We start from the raw sequence: 15,885 nt of genomic DNA, 5'->3' as shown, positions 1-15,885 counted from the left end.
GGGCGACCTGCTATTGCTTGATGTGAAAGACGCGGTCGATGAATTCCCGGGTTCTTTCCTCCCGGGGCGCACCGAGCACCTGTTCAGGTGGCCCGTCCTCGACCACCACGCCGCCGGCACAGAAGATCACGCGCGATGCGATGTTCTTCGCAAACCACATGTCGTGGGTGACGATCATCATCGGCATGTTCTGGGCGGCAAGCTGCAGGATGACCTGCTCGACTTCCGCAACCAGCTCCGGATCGAGAGCCGACGTGACTTCGTCGAACAGCATGAGTTTGGGGTCGAGCATCAAGGCGCGAGCAATGGCGACGCGCTGCTTCTGCCCACCGGAGAGCTGAGCGGGATAGGCATTGGCCTTCGCGCCGAGGCCAAAGCGTTCGAGCAGTGCCTGCGCCCTTTGCAGGGCTATCGCCTTCTTCTCGCCCCTCACCTTGCACGGTGCCAGGATCAGGTTCTGGATGACGCTGAGATGGGGAAAGAGCGTGTAGTGCTGGAACACCATGCCGATCGAGCGCCGAACCTCGGGATCGATCGTCGTTTTCGCGTCCGTCCCCTTGGAGGAAATATAGGGCTTGCCGCCGAAGGTGATCGAACCGCTGTCGATCTTTTCCAGCCCCATCATGACGCGCAGCAGCGTGCTCTTGCCGCCGCCGCTCGGGCCTATGACGACGACGCGCTCTCCGGGCTTCATTTCGATGTCGAGGCCCTTCAGCACCTGGATGTGCGGGCCATAGCTCTTGTGCAGTGACTTGACGTTGACGAGCGGAGCGACTGTGGCAGTCATGGCGTCCTCGTGATCCGGCGTTTCTAGTGGGAGCCGAGGCATTCGCGCCTCGGCCTTAAACGTCACTTCGTCGATTTCAGGACGTCGTCGACGGCCTTGCGGATCAGTCCGTCGATGTGACCGGTCGCGACCTTTTCCTCGAGGAAGATATTGACGACCTCTACGTCGGCTGCCGAAAGTTGATGTGGCAGACCAAAAGCTACGCCCTGCTTGGCAAGCGCCGGTTTCGGGTTGAGGGCAACGGCCCAGTCGGGGTTGGACTGGGTGAAGAGCTGGTTCGTGTCCGAGGCATCGACGAGGATGTCGGCGCGCCGCGATACGACTGCGAGGCGCGTTTCGTCATTGCCGGGCAATCGGAGAATGGTTGCGTTCTTCACGGCCGCAGAGATCGCCTTGTCCTGGGCGGTACCGGACATAACGGCGAGCGTCACGTCCGCCTTGTCGATGTCGGCGACGGACGCTGCCCCAGTCGGAACCTTCGGATTGTCTTTGTTGTAGGCGAGCGAGATCTGGTACTCCATCGCCGGCACCGAGAACTGGACAGCCATGGCGCGAGCGGCCGTGCGGTTGAGCGCGAGCGACACGTCCCATTTGCCAGCCTGAAGACCGGCGACGATGTTGTCCCAAGTCGTATCGACGAATTCCGGCTTGACCTTCAGCGCTTCAGCGAACTCGCGGCAAAGGTCGGCGAAGAAACCGGAATATTCTCCGCTCGCCGGATCGCGCATCACGTAGGGCGGAGCAACGGCTGCGCCGCAGCGCAGGACACCCGCCTTCTGAACGCCCTGCCAATAGCCGCTTTCGGCAGATTGAGCGTGTGCGGATGTCACTGAAATGCCGGTCATCAGGGCAAGCGCAGGCAATGCCCGCAGCGCGGGCGCAAACAACGTCGAAAGCATCATTGTTTCCTCTGTTTTGTTGTGCGCGGTGCCGCGCGGTTCCTCTCGTCGGACGTGCCGATTTTCTTATTTTTTTATGTCGTCTCAGTGTCGACACGAGAATTAATGTCGTCTCTGTGTCGACAAAGTCAAGCGGAAATTTTACATTGTCTCCGACTGACCGTTCTGGCCATATGGTCGGCAAACATGGGAAAGGGTGCCAAGTGTCTGAAGAATTGGAAACCAAGCGAGCCAAAGGGACCGGCTGGAAAAGCGTCTACGAGACGCTCAGAACAGAGATCCTGGCGCTGACGCTTGCCCCCGGTCAACTGCTTGACGAGAACAGCCTGGCGGAACGGTTCGACATGTCCCGCTCTCCGGTTCGCGAGGCGCTGATCCGGCTGGCCGGCGAGGAGCTGGTCGTGACGCTCTCCAACCGCAGCACCATCGTTGCGCCGATCGAAGTGGCGACCTTCCCGAAATATGTCGAAGCCCTCGACATTGCCCAGAGGATGAACACCCGCCTTGCCGCGCAATTGCGGACGGATGCCGATCTGAAGGCAATTTCCAAGCGGCAGAAGGAGTTCGAAGCGGCCGTCAAGGGAGCAAACCATCTGCAGATGTCGGAGGCGAACAAGCAGTTCCATATGGCAATCGCCGCAGCGGGAAAGAACGCCTATCTCGCATCCTTCTACGAACGCCTTCTCAACCAGGGACAAAGAATGCTGCACCTGCATTTCGAGTATCTGGAGCGCACCCATGAAGGCTACTTGCTCACCGACGAACACAATCAGATGCTGGAGGCGATCCGCATGCGCAACGCCGACCTCGCAGATGAGCTTGCTCACGCCCATACGCGGCAGTTTCAGGACAACTTCATGAACTTCATGCGCGAGAACTACACCACAGATGTGTCGCTCGCGCCGCGCAAGGCGGCGGAATAGAGATGCATATCGGCTTCGTCGGGACCGGAACGATTACCGAAGCGATGGTCACGGGGATCGTCGGTTCGGAACTTGCCGTTTCGGAGATCAAGGTGTCGCCCCGAAACCGGGAGATTGCAGAACGGCTCGCCGAACGTTTCGCGATCGTGAAGATAGCCGCGGACAATCAGGAAGTGGTTGCAACTGCAGACGTGGCGTTCCTGGCAGTCCGTCCGCAGATCGCGGAAGCGGTCATCCGCGAGCTTGAGTTCCGTAAGGGCCAGACGGTCGTGAGCGTCATTGCGGCAACCGATCGCACCAAGCTGATGCGCTGGATCAACGAAGAGGTCGAGCTGACCCAGGCGATCCCGCTGCCTTTCGTTGCCGAACGCCAAGGTGTGACATCGATCTACCCGCCCAGTCCGCGGATCGCGTCCATCTTTGCCGCCCTCGGCACTGCCGTCGAATGCGAAACGCAGGAGGAGTACGACCTGCTTGCCGTTGCCAGTTCGCTGATGGGGACCTATTTCGGCATCCTCGACCGAGCGACCGGCTGGCTGGCCGAGAAAGGGATTTCACGCGAAAAGGGCCGCGCCTATCTGGCGCCGCTCTTCCTGAGCCTGGCACAGACGGCGGTCCGGAAGGACGACAAGCCCCTGGAGGCCCTCAGGCGCGAGTTTTCGACGGCGGGCGGCCTGAACGAACAGGTCTTCAACGACTTTGACCGGGATGGCGGGAGCGCGGCACTGATGAACGCCCTGGACAACGTGTTGCGGCGCGTCAAGGGATAACCCCGGCAACGGCGACATGAGCCACCGAGCTTTGTAGGGAACCTGCTCCCATCCATCGGCCACGACACCTTGGAACTCAGGCCGGCCCCAGCATGATAAAGGTCTCGCTCTTCGCGACACCGTCGGTCGCGCGAACCGTGGAGATGAGCTCGTTCAATTCCGACATGGTCGAGACCTCAATCTCCGCGATCATGTCCCAGACACCGTTGGTGTTGGAAACGGAAGTAACGCCCGGTACCCGCTTCACAGCAGCGATCGCGTGCTTCGGTGACCCGCTCATCTCGATCAAGATAAACGCCCTGATCAAGTCCTTGCTGATTTCGTTCTTCAAGCGGACCGTGAAGCCCTTGATGTCGCCATCCGCAACCAGCCGATCCAGCCTTTTTTGAGCCGTTGCTCGCGCCACCCCCAGAATCTGCGCGAGCTGCGGAACGGACGCTCGGCCGTTGATACGCAGCTCCGCAATCAGGCGCCTGTCGAGATCGTCCATCATCGTTTCCTATTTCGTCATATCAATTACTATTTCGTCACATATGAGAAAATTCAAGCACTTTACGTTCTTTTTTGTTCATCGCGATCGTACTACGACTTTCAGCCATCGATAGACAGCCGGCGGGAACAATAGCGGGATCACTCAATCACCCGGCCTGACTGTCAGTCGATCATCCAGGGAATTTGGAAAATCGCCTCGTAGACAACGCGTCGATCCGCGCTGACGGATCGCATCGGGAGATGAATATATGAAACTGAACAAAGCCCTTTCCGCAGCCCTCATCGCGGCCGCGTTCCTCCTTCCACTCTCATCAGCCCAGGCCGACGATCTGCAAGAGATCGAAAAGGCAGGAAAGCTCTCCGTCGCCCTCTCCGGCGTGTTCCCTCCGTTCAGTTTCGTGGATGAAAACAACAAGGTCGTCGGCTTCGACGTGGACGTCGCCTCGGAAATCGCCCGTCGCCTGAAGGTCGAGCCGACTATCATCACGACCGCATGGGACGGCATCATCGCCGGCCTGGTCACCGGCCGCTACGATACGATCATCGGCTCCATGAGCATCACCGACGAACGAAAGAAAGCCGTCGACTTCGTCGGACCATACTACCGCTCGGGCTTGGCGTTCTTCGTGCGCAAGGGAGCCGGCGTGACGCGCGTCGACGAACTCAAAGGAAAAACGGTCGGCGTGACGCTCGGAGAGACCGCCGAAAAATGGGTGCGTGAGCAGAACGCCTACGAAGTCCGCACCTACAAGGGACTGCCTGAAATGCTCCTGGACGTCGCTGCGGGCCGCGTGGATGCGATCGTAGCCGACGACGTTCCAGTCTTCGTGGCGATTGCCAAGAGCAACGCCCCCGTCGAGCAGGTCAAGAACGACGAGCTGCCGCGCTACGACGCCGGCATCGCCATTCGCAAAAGCAATCCGGAGCTCGCAGCTGCAATGCAGAAGGCTCTCGACGGCATGATGGCCGACGGCACCTACGAAACGATCGCCAAGAAGTGGATCGGTCAGGACATCCGCTAGCTCAATCGGCCGGGATGTCAAACAGCATCCCGGCCTTCCCCGACGGTTAGGCGCACGTTCGGCTGCGGCCTTGACATCGCCATTACCTCGAATTTCGCAGCTCCAGGGCCCTGCCACGCGGAGGCGCATGTTTCATGCGGCCTGAACGATGGCGGAGCATTGCCCGCGAGCCAGGTCCGGAGACCCGGAATGGATTTTCAATTGATCGGGCGAATAGCGCCCTTCATCGCAGAAGCATCGTTGGTGGCGATCGGCCTGACCGTCTGTTCGCTGGCGATCGGGCTCTTGGTCGCGGCTGTCGTCGCCACCGGGCGCTTTTCGAAGATCGGACCGATCCGGTGGCTTGCGACCTTCTACGTCAGCGTCATGCGGGGCACGCCCCTGATCGTGCAGCTGTTCATCGTCTTCTTCGGGGGGCCGCAATTCGGGCTGGAGTTTACACCGTTCGTCGCCGGTGTCGTGACGATGGGCTTCAACATTGGCGCCTACATGTCCGAAGGGATCAAGGGAGCCATCCTCGCCGTCGACAAGGGACAGGCCGAAGCAGCGCGATCGCTCGGTTTCGGCCGTTTCGATACGTTGCGGCTGTTCATCTTACCTCAGGCCGCGCCGCTGATGGTGCGTTCCCTGGGCATCAACACAGTCATCCTGTCGAAAAGCACCGCATTGGTGTCGACGATCGGCGTGGTGGAACTGACGTATTCCGCACAGCGGTTCGTGACCTCCACCTATAAGCCGTTCGAGGTCTTTGCTGTCGCCGGCGTGGCCTACCTGGCGATAATCGCCATCGTCTCCCTTGCCGCCCGCGGGGTCGAGCGTGCCTTCGACGCAAGCGGAAAGGCAGTCGCATGACACTCGATTTTAGCGTGGTACCGCCCTACTGGAGCCTCCTGCTGGTCGGCTTGGCCTGGACCATCATCATCACCGTTCTCGCAGGCACCATCAGTGTCGTGCTCGGCGTGATTGTTGCAATTGCAACGCTCTACGGTCCAAAGCTCGTCAGCCTGCCCGTTCGCGGCGTCACGTTTCTTTTCATGGGAACGCCGCTGCTGCTGCAGCTCTACCTGCTCTACTATGGCCTGTCTCAGATAGGCCTGATGCTGCCGGCCTTCTGGACCGGTCTCATCGGACTAGGCTTGCACTACGCCGCCTACAATGCCGATATTTTCCGGGCATCGTTGCAAGCCGTGGATGCCGGACAAACGGAGGCCGCCCGATCTCTTGGGTTCAGCCGGGGCTCAACCTTGCGTCACTTCATCGTACCGCAAGCCATCCTGACTGCTCTGCCACAGGTCGGCAACAACAGCATCATCCTGCTGAAGGATACGGCCGTTCTTTCCGTGCTCGGCATCGCCGAGTTGGTTCTCAACGCTCAACGCGCCATCAGCGAGACCTATCGTCCCTTCGAGTTCTATTTCACCGCGGCTGTTCTCTACTACATCGTCAACCTGGCGATGGAGTTCGTACTGAGCAAGGCCGCCCGCAAAGCGGAAGCCATCCGATGACAGAACACAATCCCATGATCGAGCTGCGGCAGATCCGCAAATCCTACGGCACCCATGAAGTGCTCAAGGGCATCGACTTGCAGGTGGCGCGTGGCAAAATCGTCTCCATCATCGGGCCGAGCGGCTCTGGAAAGAGCACGCTGCTGCGATCGATCAATATGCTTGAGGAGACATCCTCTGGCGAAATTTGGCTCGATGGTCAACAGGTCAACCGGCCTCTCAAGGGCCGCGCGTTCGAAAACCACATCAACCATATCCGACAGGAGATGGGCATGGTGTTCCAGCAGTTTAATCTGTTTCCGCATCTGACCGTGCTTCAGAACATCATGATCGGACCAATGCGGCTCAAGGGTCTGACCAAGGACGCCGCACTTGAACGAGCAAATGCGCTCCTGGCCAAGGTCGGCCTTGCCGAAAAAGGGCACGCATATCCGGCGCGGCTGTCGGGCGGGCAGAAGCAGCGGGTTGCCATCGCCCGCGCACTGGCGATGCAGCCCAAGGTCATGCTGTTCGACGAGGCCACCTCGGCCCTCGACCCCGAACTTGTCGAAGAGGTCAACCAGGTCATGAAGCAGCTCGCTGCAGAACACATGACCATGCTGATCGTGACCCACGAAATGCGGTTTGCCGCCGAGGTGTCCGATCACGTGATGTTCATGGACGGTGGCGTGGTGGTCGAGCAAGGAGCGCCAGAGCGCGTATTCTCCGATCCCGTCGAGGCCCGCACTCGCGCGTTCCTGCGCAAATACCTGTCGAATTGAGAATGAAAGAAGCAAAGATGACAAGCGCACGAAAAGAGACTGGCGCCCCATTGGACACGCACATCGACCAGAACCGGGTGACGAATCTGGCATTGCAGCTTACGTCCTGGTCGAGCGAAACCGGTACGCCGGGCGAAGCGTCGTTCGCCGACCGCCTGTACGATCTCTTGCGCGATCTTCCCTATTTCCGCGAACATCCGGAAGATTTGCGGCTTCTGGACAGTCACGGCGATCCGCTGACGCGCAATGTCGTCGCGCTTGTGCGCGGCACAGGCACGCGGACACTCGTGATGGCCGGCCATTTCGACACCGTTTCCACCGACAACTACCATGAACTCAAGCCGCTGGCGTGCGACAGCCTCCAATTGAAGGATGCGCTGATCGAAAGCCTTTCGAAACGTAGCGACCGCTCCGAACAGGAAGAACGGGCGCTGCAGGATCTTCTAAGCGGAGACTTCCTCCCCGGCCGTGGCCTGCTCGATATGAAGAGCGGGATCGCCGTTGCCATCGCCTGCCTGGAGAATTTCGCAGCGGACCCGGACCGCCAGGGCAATTTGATGATGGTCGCCACGCCGGACGAAGAACGCGAAAGCCGCGGCATGCGGTCCTTTCGGGATGCATTGCCGGGTCTCGTAGAGGATCTCGGCGTCGAGATCGCGGCCGCCATCAATCTCGACGTTACCTCCGACCAGGGTGACGGCCGCGAAGGTCGGGCGGTCTATGCCGGCACGATCGGCAAACTCTTGCCTTTTGCGCTCGTGATCGGCTGCAGCTCTCATGCCAGTTATCCGTTCGAGGGCGTCAGCGCGCAAGCCATGGCCGCAGGGATATTGGCGCGCATCGAGGGCAACGCGTCACTGGCAGATCGTGACCAAAACGACGTTTCGCCGCCACCGATCTGCCTCGAGGCAAAGGACCTCAGGGACGGGTACGAAGTCACGACACCGGAGCGCTTCTGGATTGCTTTCAACTGGCTGTACCATGCCATGACAGCAGATGAATTGTTTGACCGGTTCAAGCGCGAGGTGCTGACCGGCGCGACCGAGGCGGTGGATCGCTTTGCAAGCCAATCCTGTGAATTCGGCAAACTCGTCGGCCGAAGCGCCGGGGCGACACCTGCAAAGCCGCGCCTCCTGAGCTTTCACGAGTTGAGAGCGCTGGCAGCGCAGACGTGCGGAGCGGATTTCGGCTCTCTTTATGCGGATCAGGAGAAGGCGCTTTCAGGCGTGGACAATCCCCTGGTGCTTACACGACAGCTGACCGAATGGCTGGTCGGGATCGCCCGCCTGTCCGGCCCGGCGATCGTGGTCGGCTTCTCGGGTCTTCACTACCCATCGAGCCGGCTGCGCCTCAGCGAGGCAAATGACCGTTCGCTTCATCAGGCCATCGAGAAGGCTCGTGCCGGCCTCGACAACGATCCCGAGCGCAGCCTCGTGTGGAAGCCCCATTTCCAGGGCATATCGGATATGAGCTTCCTCGGCCTTTCGGCGAGCGGAAGCCAGGTCGTTTCAGACAACACACCCATCTCGCGCTTGATCGACCATCCGCCTGAAGACGCGGTGTGTTTCCCGGCAGTCAATCTCGGCCCATGGGGGCGTGAATTCCATCAGAAGTTCGAGCGCGTGCACCAACCCTACGCGTTTGGGGTCTTGCCGGACCTCGTATCTGAAATCGCCAGAACGTTTCTCGCCGACGGCAACGGCGCCGGCTGATCTGCCGAACCCCGCCAGCCTTGACGGCCCGAAATATCCAATGACAGGAAGCAAGCCAATGACCACCCAGTCTGGTCTCAACATAGTACCCTTCGTCAGCGTCGATCACATGATGCGCCTTGTCCTGAAGATCGGTATCGAGACGTTCCTCACGGAACTTGCCGCGGTGATCGAAGAGGATTTTCGCCGCTGGGAACAGTTCGACAAGACGCCCCGTATTGCATCGCATTCCGAAGAGGGTGTGATCGAGCTGATGCCGACAAGCGACGGAACGCTCTACGGCTTCAAGTACGTCAACGGTCATCCCAAGAATAGGAAGGAAGGACGCCAGACGGTTACCGCCTTCGGTGTGCTTTCGGACGTCGGCAATGGCTATCCGATGCTGCTTTCGGAAATGACCATTCTGACCGCTCTGCGCACGGCCGCCATGTCGGCTGTGGCTGCAAGGCACCTTGCTCGGCCGAACTCGAAAACCATGGCCATTATCGGCAACGGCGCGCAAAGCGAATTTCAGGCGCTTGCCTTCAAGGCGATCGTTGGCGTGACGGATTTGCGCCTCTACGACCTCGATCCAACCGCCACCGAGCGGTGCGCAAGAAATCTGGCCGGCAAAGGTTTCTCGATCACGACCTGCGCGTCCTCCCAAGAGGCGGTGGAAGGTTCAGACATCATCACGACCGTCACCGCCGACAAGCAATACGCGACGATCCTGTCCGACAACATGGTTGGACCGGGGGTTCACATCAATGCCGTCGGCGGCGACTGCCCTGGCAAGACGGAACTGCACAAGGACATCCTGCTGCGCTCGGACATCTTCGTCGAATATCCACCGCAGACGCGGATCGAGGGTGAGATCCAGCAGCTCGACGCAGATTACCCCGTGAAGGAGCTTTGGGAGGTCATTGCGGGCAAACGCCAGGGTCGGCAGTCCGACAGGACCATCACGCTGTTCGACAGCGTCGGGTTTGCGATCGAGGATTTCTCGGCATTGCGTTATGTGCGCAGCAAGCTGGAGGAAACGGGGCTCTACACCGATCTCGACTTGCTCGCCGATCCCGACGAACCACGGGATCTCTATGGCATGCTCCTGCGATGCGAGGCGAAGTTACACTGCGCATGACGCCTCCACATCTGCCCACCACGGCAGTATCCGTCGACCGCGCCTTGGTTGAGGCACAAAGGGTGAGCTGTTTGGGCGCCGTGCCAGCCTTTCGGTTCGCAATCAGAACGCCCGGGATATCACATCGCTGTTTTCCGGCATCGCTCACTCCGGCAGATCTGCCTTGAGATAGCCTGCGATAAAGTGCTGGCGGTCAGCATCGTCGCGGAACGATTGCGTACGCCGCGCGAAGGCCACCTTCAAGCAAGGACACGGTAGCGGACGTGTGGCGCCTGGTTCAGTGCGCCGGCTCCGTTGGGCGGTCGCGTAGCAGCAACACTTTGGCTGCCCTGTCGAGGTCCCCGGACGGGCCGGAGCGGGTTGCCGATTTCGTGTCCAAACCCACTATGGTCGGCAGTTCCGGCATCATACTGTTGCCGGCTCGTTGCCGGCTGACGGTCATGAGCGAGAACGGCCTGCTGAATTCCTCTTCGACGATTGAGCCCAGCCACAGGGGCGAGGTTCTTCCATCGCGAACCTGGAGGTCGGCGAACCACAGCCGCAATACCACGCGTGATGGGGGTTTGGCTTCGCCCGGCACTCGGATCAGGGTCAAGGCGGGAAGTTGCCCGAAAGCGAGGTGCGGCACCACGGGCAGATCCGCGGGTGACGCACCGCCCGAAAGCCAGCCTAGCGTCTGCAACGACGCCCAGGGCGGCGGGACACGCCACCCGGCCGCAAGCAACCGTCCTTCGATGGCATGCAGGTCACCGGCCCACTGGATGGTCAATTGCTCCTCGGTCTCGCCGGTCAGGTCAATTCGTTGCGATGGAAGCTGCCGCCAACCGCCCGACCACCAATCTTCGCCAGCCATCGCCGGCATCTCGGTTTTCTTGGCGTAAAGGGCCGTGTCGCGCGCATGATGACGATAGACATTGGTACCGCCCGCAAGAGCGAGTGCCAGGCCGGCAACGAGCGCCAGTCCCAGCGCGCCCATGCGCGGAACGTCTCTGCGCAGGTAAAAGATGGCAACCACTGCCAGCCACACCGTGCCGAAAGCGAGCCCTCCGATTACGTCCGAGAACCAGTGCACGCCGAGATAGAGCCGTGAGAAGGCAATCGAAATCGCGAACGTGAGCGCGGCAAGTCCCACCGGGAAGCGCCAGTTCGGCTTGAGTTCTCGGGCAATCAGGAACGCCAGGAACCCATAGAGGACGAGATTGACCGTGCTGTGGCCGCTTGGAAAGGAGAAGGCGCTCCAGCCGGTGTAGGACGCCTCCGACGGGCGGGCGCGGTGCAGCGTAACCTTCACGACCGTGTTCAGGACTGACGCCCCTCCGACCGCCGCCATCCAAAATGTAGCGGCGCGCCAGGCGCGCCTCCACACCAGCCACAGAAACACGAGCGTGGTTACGGCCAGCACGACGCCCGTATCGCCCAGTTCCGTGATCGCGAGCATGATGACGTCGCCCGGCGGGCTGCGCAGTTCCTGCAAGGCGGAATAGATTGCGATATCGGCCCGAACCAGCGGGTCGCCGTTGACCACGTCTTCCAGCACGCCGAAGAACAACCAGGCCGACGCAACCAGCATCAGCAGCAGTAGCGATATTCCACGCGTTTCGGGGCGCAACGGATCGAGAAACTCAAGCGCGAAACGGCCCCAGCGGGAGTGGCTCGCCGCGGCACGTTCCAGAAGCTTTTGCTGCATGTTCGCGACGAAGGGCACGCCGCGGCGCACGGCAAGCCGAACGAGCCAGCTTACCAGCCAGACGATGACGACGAAGAGGATAACCAGGATGGCGAGTGGTTTGGCGGCGGAACCGAAACGGCTGAAGGCCGCGCCGACGAAAACAGCCGGCAGAATATGCGATGGCGCCCATACGAGCGCGGACAGAACATTGGCAAAGTAGAACCGCCGCGCCGACATCTGCGACATGCCGGCAAGCACAGGAACGATCGCACGGACCCCGGGAGTGAAACGCGCGATGAAAACGCTTTTGTCGCCATGTCGCGCGAAGAATGTCTCGCTGCGGGCCACTAGGTCCTGATGCCGATTGAGCGGCCACCGCTCGAGAATTGCCCTGTGATAGTGGTGCCCGATCCAGAAAGAGAGACCGTCGCCGATGATTGCTCCCGTCGAGGCTGCCACGAGCAGCGGCCAAAGCTGCACGATCCCGCTTGGCACCAGGGCACTGATCGCAAGAATCCCGGCCGTCCCCGGAATGAAGGCGCCGAAAAATGGAATCGATTCCGACAGCGCCAGCAACAGCACGGCCGCATAGGCAACGCCCGGATGGGCTGCAATAAACCCCGTGACAGCGGACAGGAACGAGGCGACCATGGTTTCGACCTAAAAGATCCCCGTGATGACCCGGTCGACGCGCGTTCCCTCCCGGTAGAACGTGCGGACCAACATGGCAGCAAGGCCCCCCGTGAGCACGCCGCCGAGAATGTCACCTACATAATGAATACCCAGATAGACCCTGGAGAAGGCAATCAGTACTGCTGCGCCAAGGAACCATAAGCCCCGCGTGCGCATGCCGCAGAGCAGGAAGGTGGCTGCGATCGCGAAGGCCGCTGTCGCATGATCAGAAGGGAACGACGGGTCGGCGCTGCGTTCGATCAGCAGCCGGGTGATACCGGCGTCATACGGCCGGATGCGGTGAACGAACACCAGAATGATCTGATTGATGGCAAGGCCAAGAAGGAAGGAGAGACCCGCTGCGACGAGCACGTGCCTGTTATGCTTCCTGGCGGATCCGTACCACCATTGCGCGGCAACGGCGACTACAAGCAACGGTATGCCGATGGCAGATATCCAGATGCACAGGAAATCCGCGGCCGCGGCAGTTCCGGCCAGATCGTTGATCGCGCGGGTCGCCGCAGCGTCAATTCCATACAACTGCATCAACGCCCCTCATTCCTAGTCCGCGCTCGGGACCCTTGATACAGCAAGTGGCTGTCGCCGGTGCAAGCTCAAGTCGACACGGTTTCCTCCAATCATGTTTCCAAGATGGCAAGGAACGCCGCAGCGTCTTCGGCGCGAACCACCTCATTGGGTAGCAAACCTTGACGGCGCGGCGGGTTACAATTTCGTCGTCGAAACCGCGCAATAGCAAGCTTCCGATTTCGAGGCACCCGTTCAGGCTCTCGCCTGGCCGACAGCACCAGCGACCGCGCACCGTTTCGGTCGCCAGACCACCTGTCGGCAAGCACCCGGGTCGCGCACGCAGGAATTGCAATACTCTTGAAGCCTCCCCACATTGGCTCCTGGGGGCACTCTCCAAAACTCGAACGATCCGCAGCGGGCACTTTGCTGGCGAGCACGAACGACAGTCGGACGACAAAAGGATGGGGAACATGGCACCAATCGGCAAAGACAGTCCGGCAGCGAAGGGCAAGGGGCTGTGGCGTCGTCGAGGGGTTCGGTTCGTTGCAATCGCTTTGACGGCCCTGCTCATTGTTGTGGTGCTGCCGTTTGCGGTCGTTCTCTATCCGACGCTGAAGGCTTATCCGGAGACCGAGCTTCCAGCTGCCACCTCGCAACTTGAACAAAACAGACAGGATATCGCGCATCTGCGGCGTCTGATTGAGGTCGATCGAAGCTTCACACCCGCGTCCAAGGCAGCATTTACGCATGCCCTCGATTCGTTGGAGCAGCGGGCCGGCGATCTCGATCGGCCCGGTCTGGCGATGGCCGCCGCGAAGGCGGTCGCGCTCGCCGACAATGGTCATACCAACGTCGTCGGGCTCGTCGGCGGCTACGGTTTTAGTGCCGTTCCCATTCGTCTTGGCTGGTTCGCCGACGGCCTGTTTGTGATCGCGGCGGCGAGCGATCAATCGCGCCTTCTCGGTGGAAAGATCCTTGCGGTGAACGGAAGAACGACGGACGCCCTGGTGGAGGCGCTGCGCCCGCATGTTGGTGGCCCCGCCAATCTCGCCCGGGAATTTGTGCCCAACTTCGCGATTTCGCCCGAGCTTCTTCTTGCCGCCGATCTCGCAGATAGCGCAGAAGGTAGTACCTACCGTGTTGGCCTCCTGGATGGGCGTGTGGAAGATGTCGCACTTGTCGCGAACCCTGGCGCGCAAGAACCATTGACCGGCAATCTTTGGCCGCGGCGCGATTTGAGCCCGCTCTCGCAAGCCGACCGGGGCGCCGGATGGCGACACATGCTCGATGGCGTCACGCTCCCGCCCTATCTCAAGCAGCTCGACGCCAATTCCTGGCACGAGTATCCCTTGCCCGACCTTCTCTATGTCCAGATCAATCGCATCAGGGACGACACACCGGAGGGATTGTCCGGATCGCTCGCCAAGATACTCGATGAAGCCGAGCAAAAGCCCATACGCAACGCCGTTGTCGACCTGCGGTTCAACAGCGGCGGCAATTACGAATTGACGGCTGAATTCTCTCGGAGGCTTCCGGAAATCCTTCCGCCGGAAGGGCGGCTCTTCGTACTGACCAGCGCAAACACCTTCTCCGCCGCGATCAGCACTGCGGCGCGACTGAAGTATTTCGGTGGAACGCAAACCATTCTGCTCGGCGAGCCGATGGGCGACCGGCTGCAGTTTTGGGGCGAAGGCGGCCGCGCGGTTCTGCCGAATTCACGGATCACCATCCGCTATACCACGGCCTATCATGATTGGGAGCACGGCTGCAGCCTGTCGCAACTCAGGACCTGTTTCCTGCTAAATTACTTCTACGACGTACCGGCAGGCTCCCTGCAACCAGCCATGTTGAGATCAGCGACCTTCGCCGACTATGCCACAGGTAAGGACCCCGCAATGTCCGCGGTCATGCAGGTTCTCATGGTCGGCAATGCGGATTGAGAAGCGCCAATTCTTGCCATCGGAAAGGGCTGCAAATCCGGAGCTTCTAGAGGCATCAACGGCATAAAACGCGTGTGAGTAGGCTGTCCACACCGCTTTCATGCCGGTGCGTCCCGCGCGATCAGGTGGATACGGTTTCCTTCAATCTCGCTTCCAGCATGGCAAGGAACGCCCGCAACTTTTTCGGCACGAACCGGCTCTTCGGATAGAAAGCCTTGATGACGCGACGGGATACTATCTCGCCGTCGAATATCGACACGAGTTCGCCGGTGCGGATTTCCCTGGCGACGCTGTAGAACGGCAGGCGCGCAATACCCGCCCCCTGCACGGCCGCAAGCACGATCGCGCTTTCGAAATTGGAGTGAAACGCTCCGTCCACTTCAACCACCACTTCTTCCACGTCCACGCGCGCACTCCAATGCCTGGGATTGGGCTTCTGGGTCGTGTGAATCAGGCAGTTGTGATGGCGAAGGTCGTCAGGTTTTACGGGGCGCGGATGCTTTTCCAGGTAGGAAGGGGCAGCACAGATGACATAGGGAGCCGGCCCAAGCTTTCGTTCAAACAGGCCCGTGTGAAACGAATCGTCGTCGTCGAAATCCCGGCTCCCGATCACGACGTCGACACCGCGCTCCATCAGGTTGACCGAACTTGCGGAAACCGTGAGCTCGACCTTCACGGTCGGATAAAGCGCATTGAAGTCGATGATGGCCGGCGCAACCAGAGCCTGACCGACGCCTGGTGTCGAATGGACGCGCAACGTGCCGATCAGCTCGCTACCAAGACCGCTCGCATCGGCCTTCGCTGCCTCGATCTCCGACAGGATGCGAACGCAGTGATCGAAGAATACGCTGCCCGCGTCCGTCAGGAAGACGTTGTGCGTCGATCGATTGAGCAACGTCAGTTTCAAGGCATTTTCGAGCTGCGTGACGTGTTTGCTCATATAGGACGGCGACTTGCCAAACAGCTTGGCCGCCGTGGTGAAACTGCCATGCTGCACCACGCGCGCGAAAACGACGATATCGTTCAGATCAAGTCCGTCGAAGCTCGATCGGGTTGCATCGGGAGAACTGGCCATTGCCAAGCTA

15 protein-coding genes are annotated in these 15,885 nt (G+C 60.4%); 9 read left to right on the top strand and 6 right to left on the bottom strand.

What is annotated here, in order from left to right; genetic code table 11:
- Positions 1-10 precede the first annotated feature (10 nt).
- Together AB4Z53_RS20815 and AB4Z53_RS20810 are read right to left on the bottom strand one after the other, a co-directional pair.
- The gene (locus AB4Z53_RS20815; protein WP_113537036.1) at positions 11-787 is read right to left on the bottom strand and encodes an amino acid ABC transporter ATP-binding protein; all 777 of its coding nucleotides are present in this window, start codon (positions 785-787) and stop codon (positions 11-13) included.
- A 62-nt stretch (positions 788-849) separates the two neighbouring features.
- Positions 850-1,686 (bottom strand): transporter substrate-binding domain-containing protein, encoded by an 837-nt coding sequence (locus AB4Z53_RS20810; RefSeq protein WP_113537035.1) that lies wholly within the window; start codon positions 1,684-1,686, stop codon positions 850-852.
- A 203-nt stretch (positions 1,687-1,889) separates the two neighbouring features.
- On the opposite strand from AB4Z53_RS20810, the gene AB4Z53_RS20805 reads away from it, so the two are divergent.
- Both AB4Z53_RS20805 and AB4Z53_RS20800 read left to right on the top strand, forming a co-directional pair.
- Positions 1,890-2,609, top strand: coding sequence for a GntR family transcriptional regulator (locus tag AB4Z53_RS20805; protein WP_441597537.1), 720 nt, complete (start codon positions 1,890-1,892; stop codon positions 2,607-2,609).
- A 2-nt stretch (positions 2,610-2,611) separates the two neighbouring features.
- Positions 2,612-3,379, top strand: a complete 768-nt coding sequence (locus AB4Z53_RS20800) for a pyrroline-5-carboxylate reductase (RefSeq protein WP_441597536.1) — start codon at positions 2,612-2,614, stop codon at positions 3,377-3,379.
- A 76-nt stretch (positions 3,380-3,455) separates the two neighbouring features.
- Here the strand turns inward: AB4Z53_RS20800 and AB4Z53_RS20795 are convergent, their stop codons facing one another.
- On the bottom strand, positions 3,456-3,869 hold the full coding sequence (locus AB4Z53_RS20795) for an Lrp/AsnC family transcriptional regulator (protein ID WP_291149521.1): 414 nt from the start codon (positions 3,867-3,869) through the stop codon (positions 3,456-3,458).
- Positions 3,870-4,119: 250 nt separating this feature from the next.
- Between AB4Z53_RS20795 and AB4Z53_RS20790 the strand changes: the two genes are divergently transcribed.
- From AB4Z53_RS20790 to AB4Z53_RS20765, 6 genes are all read left to right on the top strand, one after another.
- A complete protein-coding gene (locus tag AB4Z53_RS20790) occupies positions 4,120-4,893 on the top strand; it encodes a transporter substrate-binding domain-containing protein (RefSeq protein WP_113537031.1) in 774 nt (257 codons plus the stop codon).
- Positions 4,894-5,082: 189 nt separating this feature from the next.
- A complete protein-coding gene (locus AB4Z53_RS20785; RefSeq protein ID WP_441597535.1) occupies positions 5,083-5,745 on the top strand; it encodes an amino acid ABC transporter permease in 663 nt (220 codons plus the stop codon).
- Positions 5,742-6,398, top strand: a complete 657-nt coding sequence (locus tag AB4Z53_RS20780; protein ID WP_441597534.1) for an amino acid ABC transporter permease — start codon at positions 5,742-5,744, stop codon at positions 6,396-6,398. Before AB4Z53_RS20785 ends, AB4Z53_RS20780 begins: the two co-directional genes overlap by 4 nt.
- On the top strand, positions 6,395-7,159 hold the full coding sequence (locus AB4Z53_RS20775) for an amino acid ABC transporter ATP-binding protein (RefSeq protein ID WP_273700238.1): 765 nt from the start codon (positions 6,395-6,397) through the stop codon (positions 7,157-7,159). Before AB4Z53_RS20780 ends, AB4Z53_RS20775 begins: the two co-directional genes overlap by 4 nt.
- Before the next feature lie 17 nt (positions 7,160-7,176).
- Positions 7,177-8,871, top strand: a complete 1,695-nt coding sequence (locus AB4Z53_RS20770; RefSeq protein ID WP_441597533.1) for a M20/M25/M40 family metallo-hydrolase — start codon at positions 7,177-7,179, stop codon at positions 8,869-8,871.
- A 58-nt stretch (positions 8,872-8,929) separates the two neighbouring features.
- Positions 8,930-9,991, top strand: a complete 1,062-nt coding sequence (locus AB4Z53_RS20765) for an ornithine cyclodeaminase (RefSeq protein ID WP_441597532.1) — start codon at positions 8,930-8,932, stop codon at positions 9,989-9,991.
- 277 nt (positions 9,992-10,268) lie between these two features.
- Here the strand turns inward: AB4Z53_RS20765 and AB4Z53_RS20760 are convergent, their stop codons facing one another.
- Both AB4Z53_RS20760 and AB4Z53_RS20755 read right to left on the bottom strand, forming a co-directional pair.
- Complete coding sequence (locus tag AB4Z53_RS20760) at positions 10,269-12,311, bottom strand: VTT domain-containing protein (RefSeq protein WP_441597531.1); 2,043 nt, start codon at positions 12,309-12,311, stop codon at positions 10,269-10,271.
- Between the two features lie 9 nt (positions 12,312-12,320).
- Complete coding sequence (locus AB4Z53_RS20755) at positions 12,321-12,878, bottom strand: phosphatase PAP2 family protein (protein WP_441597530.1); 558 nt, start codon at positions 12,876-12,878, stop codon at positions 12,321-12,323.
- Positions 12,879-13,039: 161 nt separating this feature from the next.
- On the opposite strand from AB4Z53_RS20755, the gene AB4Z53_RS20750 reads away from it, so the two are divergent.
- Positions 13,040-14,800 (top strand): hypothetical protein, encoded by a 1,761-nt coding sequence (locus AB4Z53_RS20750; RefSeq protein WP_441597529.1) that lies wholly within the window; start codon positions 13,040-13,042, stop codon positions 14,798-14,800.
- 121 nt (positions 14,801-14,921) lie between these two features.
- On the opposite strand, the gene AB4Z53_RS20745 is transcribed toward AB4Z53_RS20750, so the two are convergent.
- Complete coding sequence (locus AB4Z53_RS20745; protein ID WP_113537026.1) at positions 14,922-15,875, bottom strand: LysR family transcriptional regulator; 954 nt, start codon at positions 15,873-15,875, stop codon at positions 14,922-14,924.
- Between the last annotated feature and the right edge of the window lie 10 nt (positions 15,876-15,885).

Source organism: Ensifer sp. 2TAB8 (assembly GCF_052115125.1).
Taxonomy (GTDB): Bacteria; Pseudomonadota; Alphaproteobacteria; order Rhizobiales; family Rhizobiaceae; genus Ensifer.
This window is presented reverse-complemented; position numbering and strand designations above follow the sequence as displayed.

Bases quoted from the DNA above. Each gene is read 5' to 3' on its own strand.
- AB4Z53_RS20800 (WP_441597536.1), top strand. From the start codon at position 2,612: ATGCATATCGGCTTCGTCGGGACCGGAACGATTACCGAAGCGATGGTC.
- AB4Z53_RS20810 (WP_113537035.1), bottom strand. From the start codon at position 1,686: ATGCTTTCGACGTTGTTTGCGCCCGCGCTGCGGGCATTGCCTGCGCTT.
- AB4Z53_RS20785 (WP_441597535.1), top strand. From the start codon at position 5,083: ATGGATTTTCAATTGATCGGGCGAATAGCGCCCTTCATCGCAGAAGCA.
- AB4Z53_RS20755 (WP_441597530.1), bottom strand. From the start codon at position 12,878: ATGCAGTTGTATGGAATTGACGCTGCGGCGACCCGCGCGATCAACGAT.
- AB4Z53_RS20795 (WP_291149521.1), bottom strand. From the start codon at position 3,869: ATGGACGATCTCGACAGGCGCCTGATTGCGGAGCTGCGTATCAACGGC.
- AB4Z53_RS20760 (WP_441597531.1), bottom strand. From the start codon at position 12,311: ATGGTCGCCTCGTTCCTGTCCGCTGTCACGGGGTTTATTGCAGCCCAT.
- AB4Z53_RS20815 (WP_113537036.1), bottom strand. From the start codon at position 787: ATGACTGCCACAGTCGCTCCGCTCGTCAACGTCAAGTCACTGCACAAG.
- AB4Z53_RS20780 (WP_441597534.1), top strand. From the start codon at position 5,742: ATGACACTCGATTTTAGCGTGGTACCGCCCTACTGGAGCCTCCTGCTG.
- AB4Z53_RS20765 (WP_441597532.1), top strand. From the start codon at position 8,930: ATGACCACCCAGTCTGGTCTCAACATAGTACCCTTCGTCAGCGTCGAT.
- AB4Z53_RS20775 (WP_273700238.1), top strand. From the start codon at position 6,395: ATGACAGAACACAATCCCATGATCGAGCTGCGGCAGATCCGCAAATCC.
- AB4Z53_RS20790 (WP_113537031.1), top strand. From the start codon at position 4,120: ATGAAACTGAACAAAGCCCTTTCCGCAGCCCTCATCGCGGCCGCGTTC.
- AB4Z53_RS20745 (WP_113537026.1), bottom strand. From the start codon at position 15,875: ATGGCCAGTTCTCCCGATGCAACCCGATCGAGCTTCGACGGACTTGAT.
- AB4Z53_RS20770 (WP_441597533.1), top strand. From the start codon at position 7,177: ATGACAAGCGCACGAAAAGAGACTGGCGCCCCATTGGACACGCACATC.